Source organism: Cystobacter fuscus, assembly GCF_044360685.1.
Classification (GTDB): domain Bacteria; phylum Myxococcota; class Myxococcia; order Myxococcales; family Myxococcaceae; genus Cystobacter; species Cystobacter fuscus_C.
In genome coordinates this window covers 8136494-8149729 of record NZ_CP043491.1, presented here as the reverse complement: position 1 = coordinate 8149729, position 13236 = coordinate 8136494, and the positions used below count along the sequence as shown (strand labels likewise).

The window sequence follows — 13236 nt, the reverse complement described above, 5'->3', positions numbered from 1 at the left end:
TGTGGCTCCAAGGGAGAGGAGGGGGTTCATGGCGAGGACTCCGGGAAGTCGGAGGGCAGCACCTTCTCCACCGGCGGAAAGAGCTCCTCGCGGGCCTCCTCGAGCGGGATGAGCAGGGGCTGGCAGTCGTTGCGGGTCACCACCAGCAGAAAGCCGGTGCGTCCGGGAAACCGCCGCACGAGCTGCCGGTCTCGCTCCACGCCCAGGTGGTTCGCCCAGAGGATGGGGTCGTCGAAGTCCGGTCCGTTGTTGGGCCGGGTGTGCACGAAGTTACGGGCGGGCGCCGCGCGGCAGTTGGGCGAGAAGGGAGTCACCGTGAAGACGATGGAGTTGTCGGGGGCCTCTCGCTCCACGTAGTCCAGGGGCGCGCGGATGTCCTGGGCGATCCGCGACAGCGTGCCCCAGCGAGGGGGCAGGTACATCGCGGCGCACACCAGCAGCAGCCCTCCGACGGCACCGGGCACCAGGCCCGGCCGCCCCTGGGCCCAGCTCCACCGCCACGCCGTGCGCAGCCCGTCCGTGCTCAACAGCACCAGGGGCAGCATGGCTTCCGAGTAGTGCACCGGGCCGAAGGAGTCGATCCCCGCGTCCGCCACCGGCATGTGCATCACCCAGAGCCCCGCGAGGCTCGCCGCCAGCCAGCGCGCGTGCGTCCCCCGCGCCAGGCACGCGAGCCCCAGTCCCAGGGGCCAGCCGAAGGCATCGACGTTCAGCCGGAACAGCGCCATCAAGCCCCGGGCGAGCACCAGCGAGGGCGAGCGCTCCACGAAGAAGTACCAGAAGCCCTCCGGTTGCGCGGCCTCGGGCAAGAAGGTGATGAAACGAAAGGCGTTGGCGCGCGCATAGCGCAGGCTGGCGTGGTAGCCCGTCATCCACGGCGAGCCGGTCTGGGCCGCGTTGCACAGCAGGAAGAGCGCCGCGAGCGGCACGGCCACGGCCAGGAAGGCGCCCACGCGTGCCAGCAGCCGCGGGCGTCCGTCCCGCCCGAGCCCCAGCGCCCACCACACGAGCAGCGGTCCACCCATGCCGAGCGCGGTCGCTGGACGTGTCCAGAACGCCAGACAGAAGAAGAACGCCACGAGCGCGCTCGTCCCCGCGCCGGCCCCGTCGCGCGAGCGCTGGACGAAGTACAGCAACCAGGCCAGGGAGAAGATGACGGCCGTGTGCGACATCTGGGTGGCCGCGCCCGTCATCAACAGGGGAGAGACGAGACAGAGCACTCCCGCGACGCGCGCCCAGGCGGAGCCGAACCACTCGCGCGCCACGAGGAAGACCGCCACGGTCGTCGCCCCGCTCAGCAGCGGGTTGACGAGCCAGGGCAGGCCCACCTTCATTCCGAACGCCAGCAGGAAGGGCCAGCCCAGGAAGTACTGGCTGTACAGCTTCCCGTCATTCACCAGGAAGCCGTTGTCGAAGAAGAGCTTCATCGGCGGCGAGGGCACCCACAGCCGGAAGGAGGCCAGCAGTTGGGCCGCGAAGCGGTAGGAGGCCTCGTCGTCGGTGAGCGGGGCGTGCTCCAGCAGGAGGGACTGGATGGCCAGCGGGATGCACACGCCCAGCAGGCCCAGGAAGAGCAGGGCGCGGCGGTCCGGGTACTGCCGCCATGCGCCGCTCCAGCGTTGGAGCCGTTCGGCCGGGAGTGCCCGCGCCCCGGCGAGCGCCAGGCAGACCACCACGGGCAGCCCCAGGAAGCCGAGCATGGCCGCGAGCGCGAAGTAGCGCGGCGTGGGCAGGTCGATCCGCCCGAGGTCCAACCGGAACCCCTCGTAATAGCCCTGCCAGAACGCGGCGTGGAGCAGCAGCAGGAGCGCGGCCAGCACGAGTGGCGGAAGAGGAGACCTGCCGGGCGAGGAAGGGGCCATGGGAGTGGCGGCGGATGCTAGCGCAACGCGTGCACGCGCGGAGGATGGGGATAGGATGCGGAATGCACCGCATGAACCGCCCGCCCTCACCGACGCCCCCGCGTATCGCGGTCATCCTGCCCTGCTTCAACGAGGCACCCGCCGTCGCGCAGACCGTGCAGGCCTTCAGGCGGGCCCTGCCCTCCGCGGCCCTCTACGTCTATGACAATGCCTCGACGGACGCGACGGCCCAGGTGGCCCGGGACGCGGGCGCGCTCGTGCGCTCGGAGTCCCGGCGGGGCAAGGGCAACGTGCTGCGCCGCGCCTTCGCGGACGTGGACGCCGATGTCTATGTCCTCGCCGATGGTGACGGCACCTATGACGCCAGCGCGGCCGGGGAGATGACCCGGATGCTCATGGAGGAGTCACTGGACATGGTGGTGGGCACCCGCGTGCACACCGAGCAGGAGGCCTACCGCGCGGGGCATGTCCTGGGCAACTGGCTCTTCAACCGGGTGGTGGAGGGGCTCTTCGACAAGGGCTTGTCGGACATCTTCTCCGGCTACCGCGTCCTGTCGCGGCGGTTCGTCAAATCGTTTCCCTGCACGTCCGAGGGCTTCGAGATCGAAGCGGAGATGAGCATCCACGCGCTGCAACTGCGCATGCCCATGCGCGAGGTGTCCACGCGCTATTCGAAGCGCGTGGCGGGGACCCACAGCAAGCTGAACACCTGGCGCGATGGCCTGCGCATCCTCCAGCACATCCTGCGCTTGCAGCGGCTGCTGCGTCCCCGCCAGTTCTTCGGCCTCATCGGCGCCGTGCTCACCGCCGCCGCGCTCCTGCTCTCCATCCCCGTCTTCGTCCAGTTCTTCCAGACAGGCCAGGTGCTGCGCTTTCCCACCGCCATCCTCTGCACGGGCATGGTGCTGCTGGGCGCGCTGTCGGGCCTCGTGGGCCTCGTGCTCGAGGGCGTCAGCCAGCTCTCCCTGGAGACCAAGCGGCTGAGCTACCTGTCGGTGCCGGCCTTGATGCGGCCCGGAGAGGGCGCGAGGGACTTCGGGAACGCGGGCGAGCTGGCGCCGCCCCGCGTCGACCCAGGTCCCTCGGTCGTGCTCGAATGATACCGCCGGGCGCGGCGCCCTTGCCGGAAGCGCGCGCCGCTCAGAACAGCCGCACGCCCAGGCCCAGCCGCGCGCCGTAGCCCAGCCGGCTCTGGGTCACCCCGCGCACTTCCTTGAACACGTCCACGCCGAGCTGGCCCAGCAGCGACAGCGTCAGATCCTCGCCGAGGTAGATCTCCGCGCCCACGCCGGCCAGGGGCTTGACCCGCCAGGTGCCGCCCGGGCTCAGTCCGAGGTCATACGGCACTTCCACCGTGCCGAGCGCCGCCACCGTCTCCACCACCCGCCAGGTGGCCACCAGCGCGGGATCCACCCGCAGGAACCAACCCCGCAGGTTCTGCGCGTCGAAGTAGCGGCTACCCGGGTTGGCCGTCACTCCCAGTCCCAGCTCCGGCGCCACCGCCCACGCGCCCTCGCTCCACACGGGCCAGCGCCCCACCGCCTCCACCGTCGTCGACAGGTGCAGATAGTCGAAGCGCGCCCGGGCTCCCAGCTCCCAGCCCGACAGGCCCTGCCGGTAGGACACGCCCACCTCGGGGGCACCCACCCACCCGGCCACCGCGCTCCCTCCGTCCGGAAGCACCGCCGGGGCCAGCATCGCCCCGAAGTGCCGCTGGCGGTCCTCCACACGCACTGCTTCCGTCTCCGACGGAGTCGTCTTCTCCGGCGCCGTCCCCTGCGCCATCGCCACCCACGGCATCAGCACCCAGGCCTGCATCAGTCGCTTCATAGGGCCGTGCACTCTGGCGCTTCCTCCCCGGCCCCGTCGAGCGTTTCCTTCGCTGACGTATTGCGCTATATCCAACAATTTCAGGTGCTTGGACTTCACAGCGGGACCATTCCACGTAAAACGTGCGACCCGAGTGTTTCCTGGTAGGCTTTTTACCGGAGTCTCGTATTTTTGGGCTGAAAGCGGACAGCGGATCACCCTCGAGCAGGAGTCGTCCATGGCCAACAGCACGCGCGTTGCTTCCGTCCTCGAGCCGGCGCCCACGGCGCCTTGCGCGGATGTCAGCCCCCGGCGCCGCGCCATCCGCTTCCGCCCCCGCGTGCTGCTCGCCGAGCCCCAGTGCGAGGTGCGCACCGCGCTCGCCCAGGAGCTGGTCGGCGCCGGCTTCGAGGTGGTCGCCGCCCCGGTCATCGAGGACCTGCTCGGGGAGCTGAGCGAGGGCGGGCCGCTGCCGCACCTGGTGCTGGTGCCCACCGAGGCCTCGCCGGACGGTCTGGATGGATTGACACTGTGCGAGCGGCTGCGCGCGGATCCGCGCACCGCGTCGCTGCCGGTGTACGTGTTCTCGCGCGAGGCGGCGTCCGCCCCGCGTGAGCGCGCCGAGGCCGTGCGCGTGGATGACCTGCTCGTGCAGCCGGTGGAGCCCCGGGTGGTGGTATCGCTGGCGCGGTTGAAGGCCGGACGGGGGGCGTTCGCGCCCGCCTACGAGGCGCATACCGTGCGCATGCCCCTGGCCCAGATGGTGCGGGCGCTCTTGTGCGGCTCGCGCTCCGGCCGTGTCGAGCTGCGGGACAACGAGGGCTGGCTCGCCTTCCGCCAGGGGCACGTCGTGGATGCGTCCTACGAGGGGGAGCGGGGCCTGGTCGCCCTGCGACGCCTGCTCTTCTTCGGCTCGGGAGCGTACGCGGTGTCCTTCGGGGACGCACTCGCCCAGGGCAAGCCCCTGCTCAGCCCGCGGGTGTTCACCTCGCTGCTGCTGCCGGCCGTGGAGCGCTTCACGGCCCTGTGCGCCCTGGGCATTCCGCTGTCGGCCCGGCTCTCGGTGGACTTCAAGCGGCTGGCGGACGCGCTGCACTCGTTGCCCGACGACGTGGGGCAGGTCATCCGCCTGTGCGATGGCCAGCGCACGGTGCACACCGCGCTCCTGGAGTGCGAGCTGCCGGAGATCACCACCCTGGAGGTGATGACGTTCCTGTACGCGCAAGGGGTGCTGGTGCCGGCCAACTTCATCGCCGAGCGCGAGCCGCCGAGTCCCCGCGTTCCGCCGCCCTTCTTCGAGCCGGATGGCGCCCTGGACGAGGAGCCGTTCTCGGAGGCGTTCGCGGCCGTGGATTCCCGGGCCGCCTGAGGCGCGGGCCCTCCCAAGGGGTTTGACTCCCGCCGCGCGTCCGGGCGACAAGGCGCGGCGCCGTCTCCACCTCGCCGGGGGCATCCGCCTCCAGGAGTGTCATCCCCATGTCCGGTCACAACCGATGGTCGAAGCTCAAGCGGGCCAACGCCATCATGGGCAAGACCAAGGGCAAGCTCTACTCCAAGCTCATCAAGGAGATGACCGTCGCCGCGCGGCTGGGCGGGGGCAATCCGGAGGGCAATGCCCGGCTGCGTGTGGCCATCGCCGCCGCGCGCGAGGCGAACATGCCCAACGACAACATCCAGCGCGCCATCAAGAAGGGCACGGGGGAGTTGGAGGGGGAGAGCTACGAGGAGATCGTCTACGAGGGCTATGGCCCCGGTGGAGTGGCCCTGCTGGTGGAGTGCCTCACCGACAACCGCAACCGCTCGGCGGCCGACGTGCGCTCCATGCTGGGCAAGGAGGGCGGCAACATGGGCGCGGAGGGCTCGGTGAGCTGGATGTTCCACAAGAAGGGCGTCGTCACCGTGAAGCCCGGTCCCAGCGAGGACGTGGTGATGGAGAAGGCGCTCGACGCGGGCGCCGAGGACGTGCTGCCCCTGGGCGAGGACGGCTTCGAGGTGAGATGCGCCCCGGCGGACCTGCACGCGGTGGCCTCGGCCCTGGAGGGAGCGGGCCTGAAGATAGGCGAGCAGAAGTGGACGTACCTGCCGCAGAACACCGTGCGCGTCGAGGGCGACAACGCCCGGAAGATGCTCAAGCTCATGGAGTTGCTCGAGGACAACGACGACGTGCAGAACGTCTACGCCAACTTCGAGATGGACGACGCGCTGATGGACTCGCTCTCGGGGTGAGGGGGCGGGGCGCGCACGGGTCCATCGACACGGAGCGGGCCAACGCGTTATAGGGCTGGCTGAACCCCTGTTCCGTTGTTCGCGGAGAGTTACGTGCGCGTCCTGGGCATCGATCCTGGCAGCCGCTTCATGGGCTATGGCGTGGTGGAGGATCGGCGCGGCCGTCTGGTCCATGTGGGCCATGGCGTCATCAAGGTGGACCCCGACGCCGCGCTCGAGCTGCGGCTCAAGTCGCTGCACGAGGCCCTCCTGGAGGCCTTCAAGCTCTACCGGCCCGTGTCGGTGGCGGTGGAAGGCGTGTTCACCTTCCGCAACGCGCGCAGCGCGCTCATCCTCGGACATGCCCGGGGCGTGGCGCTGCTGGCCGCCGCCCAGGCGGGGCTGAGCGTGCACGAGTACGCGCCCGCCAAGGTGAAGCGCTCGGTGGGGGCCGGGGGCGCGGCGGACAAGGATGCGGTGGAGCGCATGGTGTGCACCTTCCTCGACCTGGAGGAGCTGGAGCGCTCGGACGCGAGCGACGCGCTCGCGGTGGCCGTCTGCCACCTCAACCACGCCCGGGCGGGCGTTCCGGTGGCGGGCACCCGGGGCCGCACGCGCGCCCGCGCGACCCAGGCGAAGCTGGCCGACAAGCTCACGCCGTCCTACCGGCGTCCGGAGGCGCGATGATCGCGGCACTGCGTGGCACCGTGCAGGAGAAGAGCCTCGAGGAGGCCATCATCGACGTGGGGGGCGTGGGCTACCGCGTCTTCTTCTCCACGCTCACCCTGGGCCGGCTGCCCGCGGAGGGCGAGCCCGTGCAGGTGCGCGTGCGCACCGTGGTGCGCGAGGACGCCTTCGAGTTGTTCGGCTTCCTCTCGCGCCCCGAGGAGGAGCTCTTCCTCCTGCTCAACTCGGTGAGCCACGTGGGGCCACGGCTGGCGCTGGCGGTGCTCTCCGGCATGGAGGTGAACGAGCTGGTGGCGGCGCTCGGCCGGGGTGAGGTGGCCCGCCTCACGAAGATTCACGGCGTGGGGAAGAAGACCGCCGAGCGGCTCGTGCTGGAGCTCAAGGACAAGGTGAAGACGCTGCACCTGGAGCAGGTGGCCACGCAGCTGAAGCCGGAGGCCCCCGCGGCCAAGCACCTGGCGGACCTCATCTCGGCGCTCGTCAACCTTGGTTACAAGCAGCCCCAGGCGGAGAAGGCCGCCCAGTCCGCCAGCGAGCGGTTGGGAGAGGAGGCCGCCTTCCAGGCTCTCTTCCGCGAGGCGCTCAAGGTCCTGCGCGCGACGCCTTGAGGCCGGGGGTCGCTCGCGAGGCCGCTCGCACGGAGGCTCAGAAGTAGGTGACGCGCACCTCGGGCTCCGGCGCCTGGTCCGGGACGCCCTCGCGCTTGCGCTGGCAGGCGGCGCAGCACTCCGCCCACGGCACGAGCTGGAGCCGCTCGATCAGGATGATGGCGTAGCAGTCCTCGCACAGGCCGTAGATGCCCGGGGTCACCTCGAGCTTGTGGATGGCCCGCTGCACGCGCGGCAGCAGCTGATCATCCCGCTCCTCGCCGGACTCGGCCGCCTCGCGCAACTGCTCACGCTGGTCCTCGTCGATGGTGGCCCACACCCACTCCGGGGGCTGCTTGCCGGACAGGACGTAATGCAGCACGTGGAGCTGGTGCTCGGCCTCGCGGCGCTGGGCCTCGCGGCGCATGGTGACGAGCTTCGGATTCTCCATGAGGCGCGACAGGCGCTGCTGCACCTCGCGCCGCATCCCGGTGTCCCGGGTGATGTGCTCGATATAGGCCTGGGGCGAGACTTCCGCGGGTCCACACACCTGCTGGAGCACGCGCTCGAAGACGGGCTCGATGCCCACGGTCGCCGCGGTGGCGATCCAACTCGTGGAGGCGTTCAGCGCATCGAGGGTGGAGAGGATCGCTTGATGGATGTCCTTCCACTGCGTCGGAGGGCCTTCTGGGGAACCGGTCGTCATGCCTGGGGGCATCTAACCACAGGGAACCGGGAGACACACGAGCCCGCTTTTCTCGCGGAGCGCGCCAGGAAGGTCCACCGCCGGGCCTCCCTGGCGCGCTCGGCTGCTCCACGGGCGAACCCAGGATTCCCAGGCGCCCGAGGAGTTGCTCCCAGGCGTGCTCAGGCGGCGGAGGCCAGGCGGATGCGGCCGTGCGCCGGCGCGGGCAGGGTGAGGGTGGGCGTGAGTCCAGGGGACACCTTCGCTCCCGTCAGCAGCGACGAGGGGTGGAAGTTCACGAAGCACCCATCCACCCGCGAGGGTCCCGCGAACACCTTCTCCACGATCATCGACGAGTACTGCTCCAGCGAGCTCTCGCGGGTGTTGCCGTTGAGGACGACTTCCCAGCCCATCTGCTCGGCGAAGGCGCGCACGCCGGGGATGCTCGATTGCAGCGGGGTGTAGCTCTCGGTGGCGATGCCGTTCTCGCTCACCACGAAGATCTCCTGATCCGTGGCCACCGCGAGCGACATGTTCCCCAGCGTGTGCCCGGGCGTCGACAGGAGCGCCACGCCCCGGCCGAGCCACGTGTCCCCGTCCAGCAGCACCACGCGCTCCCCGGGCACTCCGTCCGTCCCTCCCGGCACGTACCAGACGCGCTCCAGCGGGTGCAGGTTCTTCACCGAGGACCACTCGGCGCGCTGCACCAACAGCTTCGCCCGGGGGAAGTACGCGGGCTGGCCGTCGCCCCCGAGCCAGCGCCGCACGTCCTGCACGTGCAGGTGATCGAAGGCGATGTAGTCCACGTCCCCGGGCCCGAGGCCCAGCGCCTCGAGGTGCCCCTGCACGGTGCCGTGCTTGCGCGTCATCACCTTGTCCGCGAGGAAGGCGCCGTACTTGCCGCGCAGCGACTTGTAGAAGGGCGCCTCATGCCCGCGCTCATAATCGCTCGGGTTGAAGAGCAGCACGCGCGGGGTTCCCTCCTCCTCGTACTGCACCACCTGCATGCGGTTCATGATCATCACGTAGGGCGCCGGAGAGAGCGCCGCGCCGCTGAAGGCGAACAGGGCCGGATAGGGGAAGGTGATGAGGTCGCAGGTGGCGAGCGCCTGGACCGGGCCATCCGCCGCGAAGACCTCGCGCGCCTGCCAGGCCGCCCGGCGCAGCTTCTGCAACCGGGAGCTGGCGAGGGGCTCGGCGCGGGCTTCGGAGAGGAAGGGCAGGGGGCGGAAGGAAGGAGTCATGGGGTTCACCGGGAAAACGCACGATCCAGGGGGAATGTGTCGCACGTTTCGAGGGGCGGCTGGATGCTCCCGGGCGCGGCGGGGGGGCCTCGGGTTCACTGGTAGACGGGGCTTGCGGGCAGGCGGCCCGGTGGCCGGCGAGCATCGGAGCGCATCATGTAGAGAGCCCTCCACGCGAAGGCCATTCTGGTAGGGTGGGGGCAGAGGACTGGCATGGCGAAGCGGAAATCGGAAGACGCGCTCTCGGGCGAGGCGCTCAACGACGAAGTGCGGGTCGAGGCCTCGCTGCGTCCACGCTCCTTCGACGAGTACGTGGGCCAGAGCGCCGTCGTCGACAAGCTCCGGGTGTACGTGCAGGCGGCGCGCAGCCGCGGGGAAGCGCTCGATCACTGCCTGTTCTCCGGGCCTCCCGGCCTGGGCAAGACGTCGCTCGCCTACCTCATGGCCACGGAGCTGGGCGTGGGCATCCACGTCACCAGCGGCCCGGCGCTCGAGCGCAAGGGGGACCTGGCCGGCCTGCTCACCAACCTCAACGAGCGCGACATCCTCTTCATCGACGAGGTGCACCGCCTCAACGCCGCCATCGAGGAGTACCTCTATCCGGCGATGGAGGACTTCCGGCTGGACATCACCATCGACACCGGCCCCGCCGCGCGCGCGATGAAGATCGACCTGCCGCCCTTCACCCTCATCGGCGCCACCACGCGCACGGGCCTGCTCACCTCGCCCCTGCGCGACCGCTTCCAGATCCAGGAGCGGCTCGAGTACTACGAGCCCAAGCACCTGGAGATGATCCTCAACCGCTCCGCGCGCATCCTGGGCGTGAAGCTGGAGCGTGACGGCGCCCGGGAGATCTCCACCCGCGCCCGGGGCACGCCCCGCATCGCCAACCGGCTCCTGCGCCGCCTGCGCGACTTCGCCCAGGTGGAGGGCGATGGCACCATCACCCGGGAGCTCGCCGCCCAGGCGCTCACCCGGCTGGGCGTGGATGCCTCGGGCCTGGACGCCATGGATCGGAAGATCCTCCTGGCCATCCTCGAGAAGTTCGGCGGGGGACCGGTGGGCGTGGAGACGATCGCCGCGAGCGTGGGCGAGCAGCGCGACACCATCGAGGATGTGTACGAGCCGTACCTCTTGCAGGAGGGCTTCCTGCAGCGCACGCCGCGGGGCCGCACGGCCACGCACCGCGCCTACACGTACTTCAACAAGAAGGCGCCCGAGTCGGCGCAGGGGACCCTCTGGTGAGCACCGCGCCCGTCGTCCATCCGCCTCGTGCCTCGCGCGTCCCCCGCGACTTCTACGAGGACTTCGTGCGCTTCTCCCAGGGCAGCCAGGCCGGCTTCCTCGCCGAGCGCGAGCGCTGGCTGCGTGCCTTGCCCGTGGAGGCGCGCGAGGAGCTGCTCTTCGAGTTCGAGATGCTCCTGCGCGGCCTGGAGCGCTATGTCCACCAGGAGGACAACGGCGTCACCGATGCCCAGGAGCAGCCGCTCGTCACGCGCGACTTCCGCGAGGAACTCAAGGACATCCGCGCCACGCTCAGCCAGGCCATCCGCCTCGCCCGGCACCTGTTGGATCCGGACTCGGATCAGAAGCTGCAATTCCGCCGCTACGTGGAGACGCAGCTCGCCGATGACCGGGGCCTGCGCTCGCGCATCGAGGGCGAGCGCAAGCAGGAGACGCCCCAGGAGAGCCTCTTCGTCCTGCGCCAGTCCTTCGAGTCGCTGCGCAACCTCATCGACCACCTGCTGCAACTGCCGGTGTGCGGCCTGAGCCTCTTCACCGACGTGGGCAACCTCGTCCTGCGCGAGATCGTCCTCAACCGCTACTTCCGGCCCTGCCGCCTCACCGAGTTCCGTCTCGAGTATGACCGGCTGCGCTCGGCGCGCCTGCTGGCGCTGCTCGCCACGGTGCCCGCGGAGACCCGGCCCCTCTTCACCACCGTCTATCTGGGCCTGTTCCGGCTGTTGCACTGCCTGGCCTACGTGAGTCAGGACGCCCAGGGGCCCATTCCCCGGCGCGTGCGCGTGCTGCTCGCCCTGGTGCGCAGCGAGGCGCTCAGCCTCGTGGGCTACCTGAAGAACGAGATCGCTCCCCGGGCGGGCCCCAAGCCGCTCCAGGCCGCGTGCCTGCGCGCCGCGCGTGACATCGCCCGCGAGACGGAGCGCATCGCCCGCGACATCCTCGTGGAGCTGGACAGGGATCGGGCCGCCGCCGCGCGTGCCTCCTACGCCTTCACCCAGCTCTTCCAGGCCCAGGTGGTGGCGCTCACCGAGGCGCTCTCCCCCGGCTCCGCCTCCGGCGAGGCCCCCTACGAGCAGCTCGTCTCCGCCACCGAGAGCGCCGAGCGGCTGCGCCGCGACCTGTGGGTCTTCTCCCAGCTGTGCCGCGCGGCCGAGGGCCACCTGCGCAACGACAACGTGCCGTCGGCCGAGGCCGTCATCTCCAGCATCGTGGCCTTCCTCGGCTACTTCCAGGACGGCAGCTACCAGTTGCTGCGCTACGTGGACTACGAGGCCTTCGATCGTTTCTCCGCGCTGCTCACCGAGCTGCCCTGGCCTCCCGAGGGGCCCGCCGTGCGCACCCGTCTGATCGAGGATCTGCGCGGCTTCTCCCAGGTGCTGGAGAACACCTTCGCCGCCGTCAGCCGCCGCGCCCAACTCCGGGGCTTCAACTTCGACCGGGAAGAGGCGGAGCGCCTGCGGGATCGCTTCCTCGCCGAAGGCAGCTGAGCCGGTGGGCCCGGACGGGCCCCCGTGACGGTTTCATCTGGTGCGGGTTTCGTCCGGTTAGCGGCATTGCAACCGCGCTGGACTTCACGCTTTTTGCCCGCCGCCGTTTGATTCCGGCCCCCCGTCTGCGCTATCTGCGGGGCGTCCGTGACGCGCCAGGACGGCGCGTCGGCAAGTAAAAGTCCGGACACATTTGTCACGGTGGCGGGGCTGGTGCACGGCGGGTCGAGGGGCTGTCGGAGTTCCCGAGGACGGGAGACTTCCAGCGGGACGCCCGAAAACCCAATGAGTTCAAGCCCTTGGCCGAGGGTTGACTCTCCACGCTTCCCCTCGCAGGTTGAAGGGGGGCCTGGTTTGGGTTTTGCAAAGATACGCAGCGCGTCAGATGGGCAGTGAACAGTGAAGGCCCGGGCCCGGAGGTGGAATCCGGGGTGGGGCCAGAGAAGCATCCGCATCGGCGAGGCGACAAAAGAACATGCCTTACACCTCCTTCAACCAGCGCACCCTCCTCCAGCCCGTCCGTTGCCAGGGGGTGGGACTCCACTCCGGCGCCCCGGTGAACCTGTCCCTGCTGCCCGCGCCGGTGAACCACGGCGTCGTCTTCGTGCGCACGGACACGCCGCGCCCGGTCTCCATCCCCGCGTTGACGGAGTACGTGGTGGACACGTCCCTGGCCACCACCCTGGGCAAGGACGGCGTGAAGGTGAGCACGGTGGAGCACCTGATGTCGGCGCTGGCCGGCATGGGGCTGGACAACGTGCGCGTGGAGCTGGATGGCCCCGAGGTGCCCATCATGGATGGGAGCGCCGCTCCCTTCTCCTCCCTCATCTCCGAGGCGGGGGTGCGCGAGCAGGAGGAGCCGCGCCGCCTGCTGGTCATCAAGAAGACGGTGACGGTGACGGACGGGGACAAGGAGGCGAGCCTGTCGCCCGCCAAGGGCTTCCGCATCTCGTGCACCGTGGACTTCAAGCACCCGCTCATCACCGAGCAGTCCTTCGAGCTGGAGTTCTCCGACCGGTGCTTCGCCCGGGAGATTTCCCGCGCGCGCACCTTCTGCTTCCGCCGGGACGTGGAGATGCTGCAGAAGATGGGTCTGGCGCGTGGCGGCTCGCTGGACAACGCCATCGTGGTGGATGAGTTCTCCATCCTCAACCCGGACGGCCTGCGCTTCGCGGATGAGTTCGTGCGTCACAAGATCCTGGACGCCATCGGTGACATCTCCCTCTTTGGCCGCCCGGTGATGGGCCACCTCAAGGCCTTCAAGACGGGCCACGCACTCAACCAGAAGCTGGTCAAGGCGGTGCTCGCCGACCCCAGCTCCTATGAGATCGTCCCGGCGCGCAAGCACCTGGAGCTGCCCGAGCTGCGCCTGCCGGAACTCGGGCTCGAGCCCCTGGTGGCCTGAGAAATTTCTTTGCGACTTCGGGG

12 protein-coding genes are annotated in these 13236 nt (G+C 70.0%); 8 read left to right on the top strand and 4 right to left on the bottom strand.

Translation table 11 applies throughout. The features are described 5' to 3' along the window. Positions 1–26: 26 nt before the first annotated feature. Complete coding sequence (locus tag F0U63_RS33260) at positions 27–1862, bottom strand: ArnT family glycosyltransferase (protein ID WP_395836188.1); 1836 nt, start codon at positions 1860–1862, stop codon at positions 27–29. A gap of 62 nt (positions 1863–1924) precedes the next feature. On the opposite strand from F0U63_RS33260, the gene F0U63_RS33255 reads away from it, so the two are divergent. Then, positions 1925–2962: a glycosyltransferase gene (locus F0U63_RS33255; protein WP_395836186.1), complete on the top strand. Its 1038-nt coding sequence runs from the start codon at positions 1925–1927 to the stop codon at positions 2960–2962. 40 nt (positions 2963–3002) lie between these two features. On the opposite strand, the gene F0U63_RS33250 is transcribed toward F0U63_RS33255, so the two are convergent. Then, positions 3003–3692, bottom strand: coding sequence for a hypothetical protein (locus F0U63_RS33250; RefSeq protein ID WP_395836184.1), 690 nt, complete (start codon positions 3690–3692; stop codon positions 3003–3005). A 217-nt stretch (positions 3693–3909) separates the two neighbouring features. Between F0U63_RS33250 and F0U63_RS33245 the strand changes: the two genes are divergently transcribed. From F0U63_RS33245 to ruvA, 4 genes are all read left to right on the top strand, one after another. Beyond that, positions 3910–5040 carry a DNA-binding response regulator gene (locus F0U63_RS33245; protein WP_395836182.1) on the top strand — a complete coding sequence of 377 codons (1131 nt, stop codon included), beginning with the start codon at positions 3910–3912 and terminating at the stop codon, positions 5038–5040. Positions 5041–5147: 107 nt separating this feature from the next. Further along, entirely contained in the window at positions 5148–5897 is a 750-nt protein-coding gene (locus tag F0U63_RS33240) for a YebC/PmpR family DNA-binding transcriptional regulator (RefSeq protein ID WP_395836180.1), read from the top strand. Between the two features lie 93 nt (positions 5898–5990). Next, positions 5991–6563: a crossover junction endodeoxyribonuclease RuvC gene (gene ruvC / locus F0U63_RS33235; protein ID WP_395836178.1), complete on the top strand. Its 573-nt coding sequence runs from the start codon at positions 5991–5993 to the stop codon at positions 6561–6563. After that, positions 6560–7171 carry a Holliday junction branch migration protein RuvA gene (ruvA, locus tag F0U63_RS33230; protein WP_095989057.1) on the top strand — a complete coding sequence of 204 codons (612 nt, stop codon included), beginning with the start codon at positions 6560–6562 and terminating at the stop codon, positions 7169–7171. The genes ruvC and ruvA overlap by 4 nt, the downstream gene beginning before the upstream one ends. A 37-nt stretch (positions 7172–7208) precedes the next feature. Here the strand turns inward: ruvA and F0U63_RS33225 are convergent, their stop codons facing one another. Together F0U63_RS33225 and F0U63_RS33220 are read right to left on the bottom strand one after the other, a co-directional pair. After that, positions 7209–7856, bottom strand: coding sequence for a TraR/DksA family transcriptional regulator (locus F0U63_RS33225; RefSeq protein WP_395836176.1), 648 nt, complete (start codon positions 7854–7856; stop codon positions 7209–7211). Between the two features lie 161 nt (positions 7857–8017). Further along, a complete protein-coding gene (locus F0U63_RS33220) occupies positions 8018–9079 on the bottom strand; it encodes a hypothetical protein (protein ID WP_395836174.1) in 1062 nt (353 codons plus the stop codon). A 213-nt stretch (positions 9080–9292) separates the two neighbouring features. On the opposite strand from F0U63_RS33220, the gene ruvB reads away from it, so the two are divergent. The 3 genes from ruvB to lpxC all read left to right on the top strand — a co-directional run bounded on the left by ruvB (position 9293) and on the right by lpxC (position 13213). Next, a complete protein-coding gene (ruvB, locus tag F0U63_RS33215; protein WP_395836172.1) occupies positions 9293–10324 on the top strand; it encodes a Holliday junction branch migration DNA helicase RuvB in 1032 nt (343 codons plus the stop codon). Next, on the top strand, positions 10321–11808 hold the full coding sequence (locus F0U63_RS33210) for a hypothetical protein (protein ID WP_395836169.1): 1488 nt from the start codon (positions 10321–10323) through the stop codon (positions 11806–11808). Before ruvB ends, F0U63_RS33210 begins: the two co-directional genes overlap by 4 nt. A gap of 475 nt (positions 11809–12283) precedes the next feature. Continuing rightward, positions 12284–13213, top strand: coding sequence for a UDP-3-O-acyl-N-acetylglucosamine deacetylase (lpxC, locus tag F0U63_RS33205; RefSeq protein WP_395836167.1), 930 nt, complete (start codon positions 12284–12286; stop codon positions 13211–13213). Positions 13214–13236: the final 23 nt, after the last annotated feature.

What these genes read in the sequence shown, in the direction of transcription:
- F0U63_RS33260 (WP_395836188.1), bottom strand. Translation starts at nt 1,862, where the DNA reads ATGGCCCCTTCCTCGCCCGGCAGGTCTCCTCTTCCGCCACTCGTGCTG.
- F0U63_RS33255 (WP_395836186.1), top strand. Translation starts at nt 1,925, where the DNA reads ATGCACCGCATGAACCGCCCGCCCTCACCGACGCCCCCGCGTATCGCG.
- F0U63_RS33250 (WP_395836184.1), bottom strand. Translation starts at nt 3,692, where the DNA reads ATGAAGCGACTGATGCAGGCCTGGGTGCTGATGCCGTGGGTGGCGATG.
- F0U63_RS33245 (WP_395836182.1), top strand. Translation starts at nt 3,910, where the DNA reads ATGGCCAACAGCACGCGCGTTGCTTCCGTCCTCGAGCCGGCGCCCACG.
- F0U63_RS33240 (WP_395836180.1), top strand. Translation starts at nt 5,148, where the DNA reads ATGTCCGGTCACAACCGATGGTCGAAGCTCAAGCGGGCCAACGCCATC.
- ruvA (WP_095989057.1), top strand. Translation starts at nt 6,560, where the DNA reads ATGATCGCGGCACTGCGTGGCACCGTGCAGGAGAAGAGCCTCGAGGAG.
- F0U63_RS33225 (WP_395836176.1), bottom strand. Translation starts at nt 7,856, where the DNA reads ATGACGACCGGTTCCCCAGAAGGCCCTCCGACGCAGTGGAAGGACATC.
- F0U63_RS33220 (WP_395836174.1), bottom strand. Translation starts at nt 9,079, where the DNA reads ATGACTCCTTCCTTCCGCCCCCTGCCCTTCCTCTCCGAAGCCCGCGCC.
- ruvB (WP_395836172.1), top strand. Translation starts at nt 9,293, where the DNA reads ATGGCGAAGCGGAAATCGGAAGACGCGCTCTCGGGCGAGGCGCTCAAC.
- lpxC (WP_395836167.1), top strand. Translation starts at nt 12,284, where the DNA reads ATGCCTTACACCTCCTTCAACCAGCGCACCCTCCTCCAGCCCGTCCGT.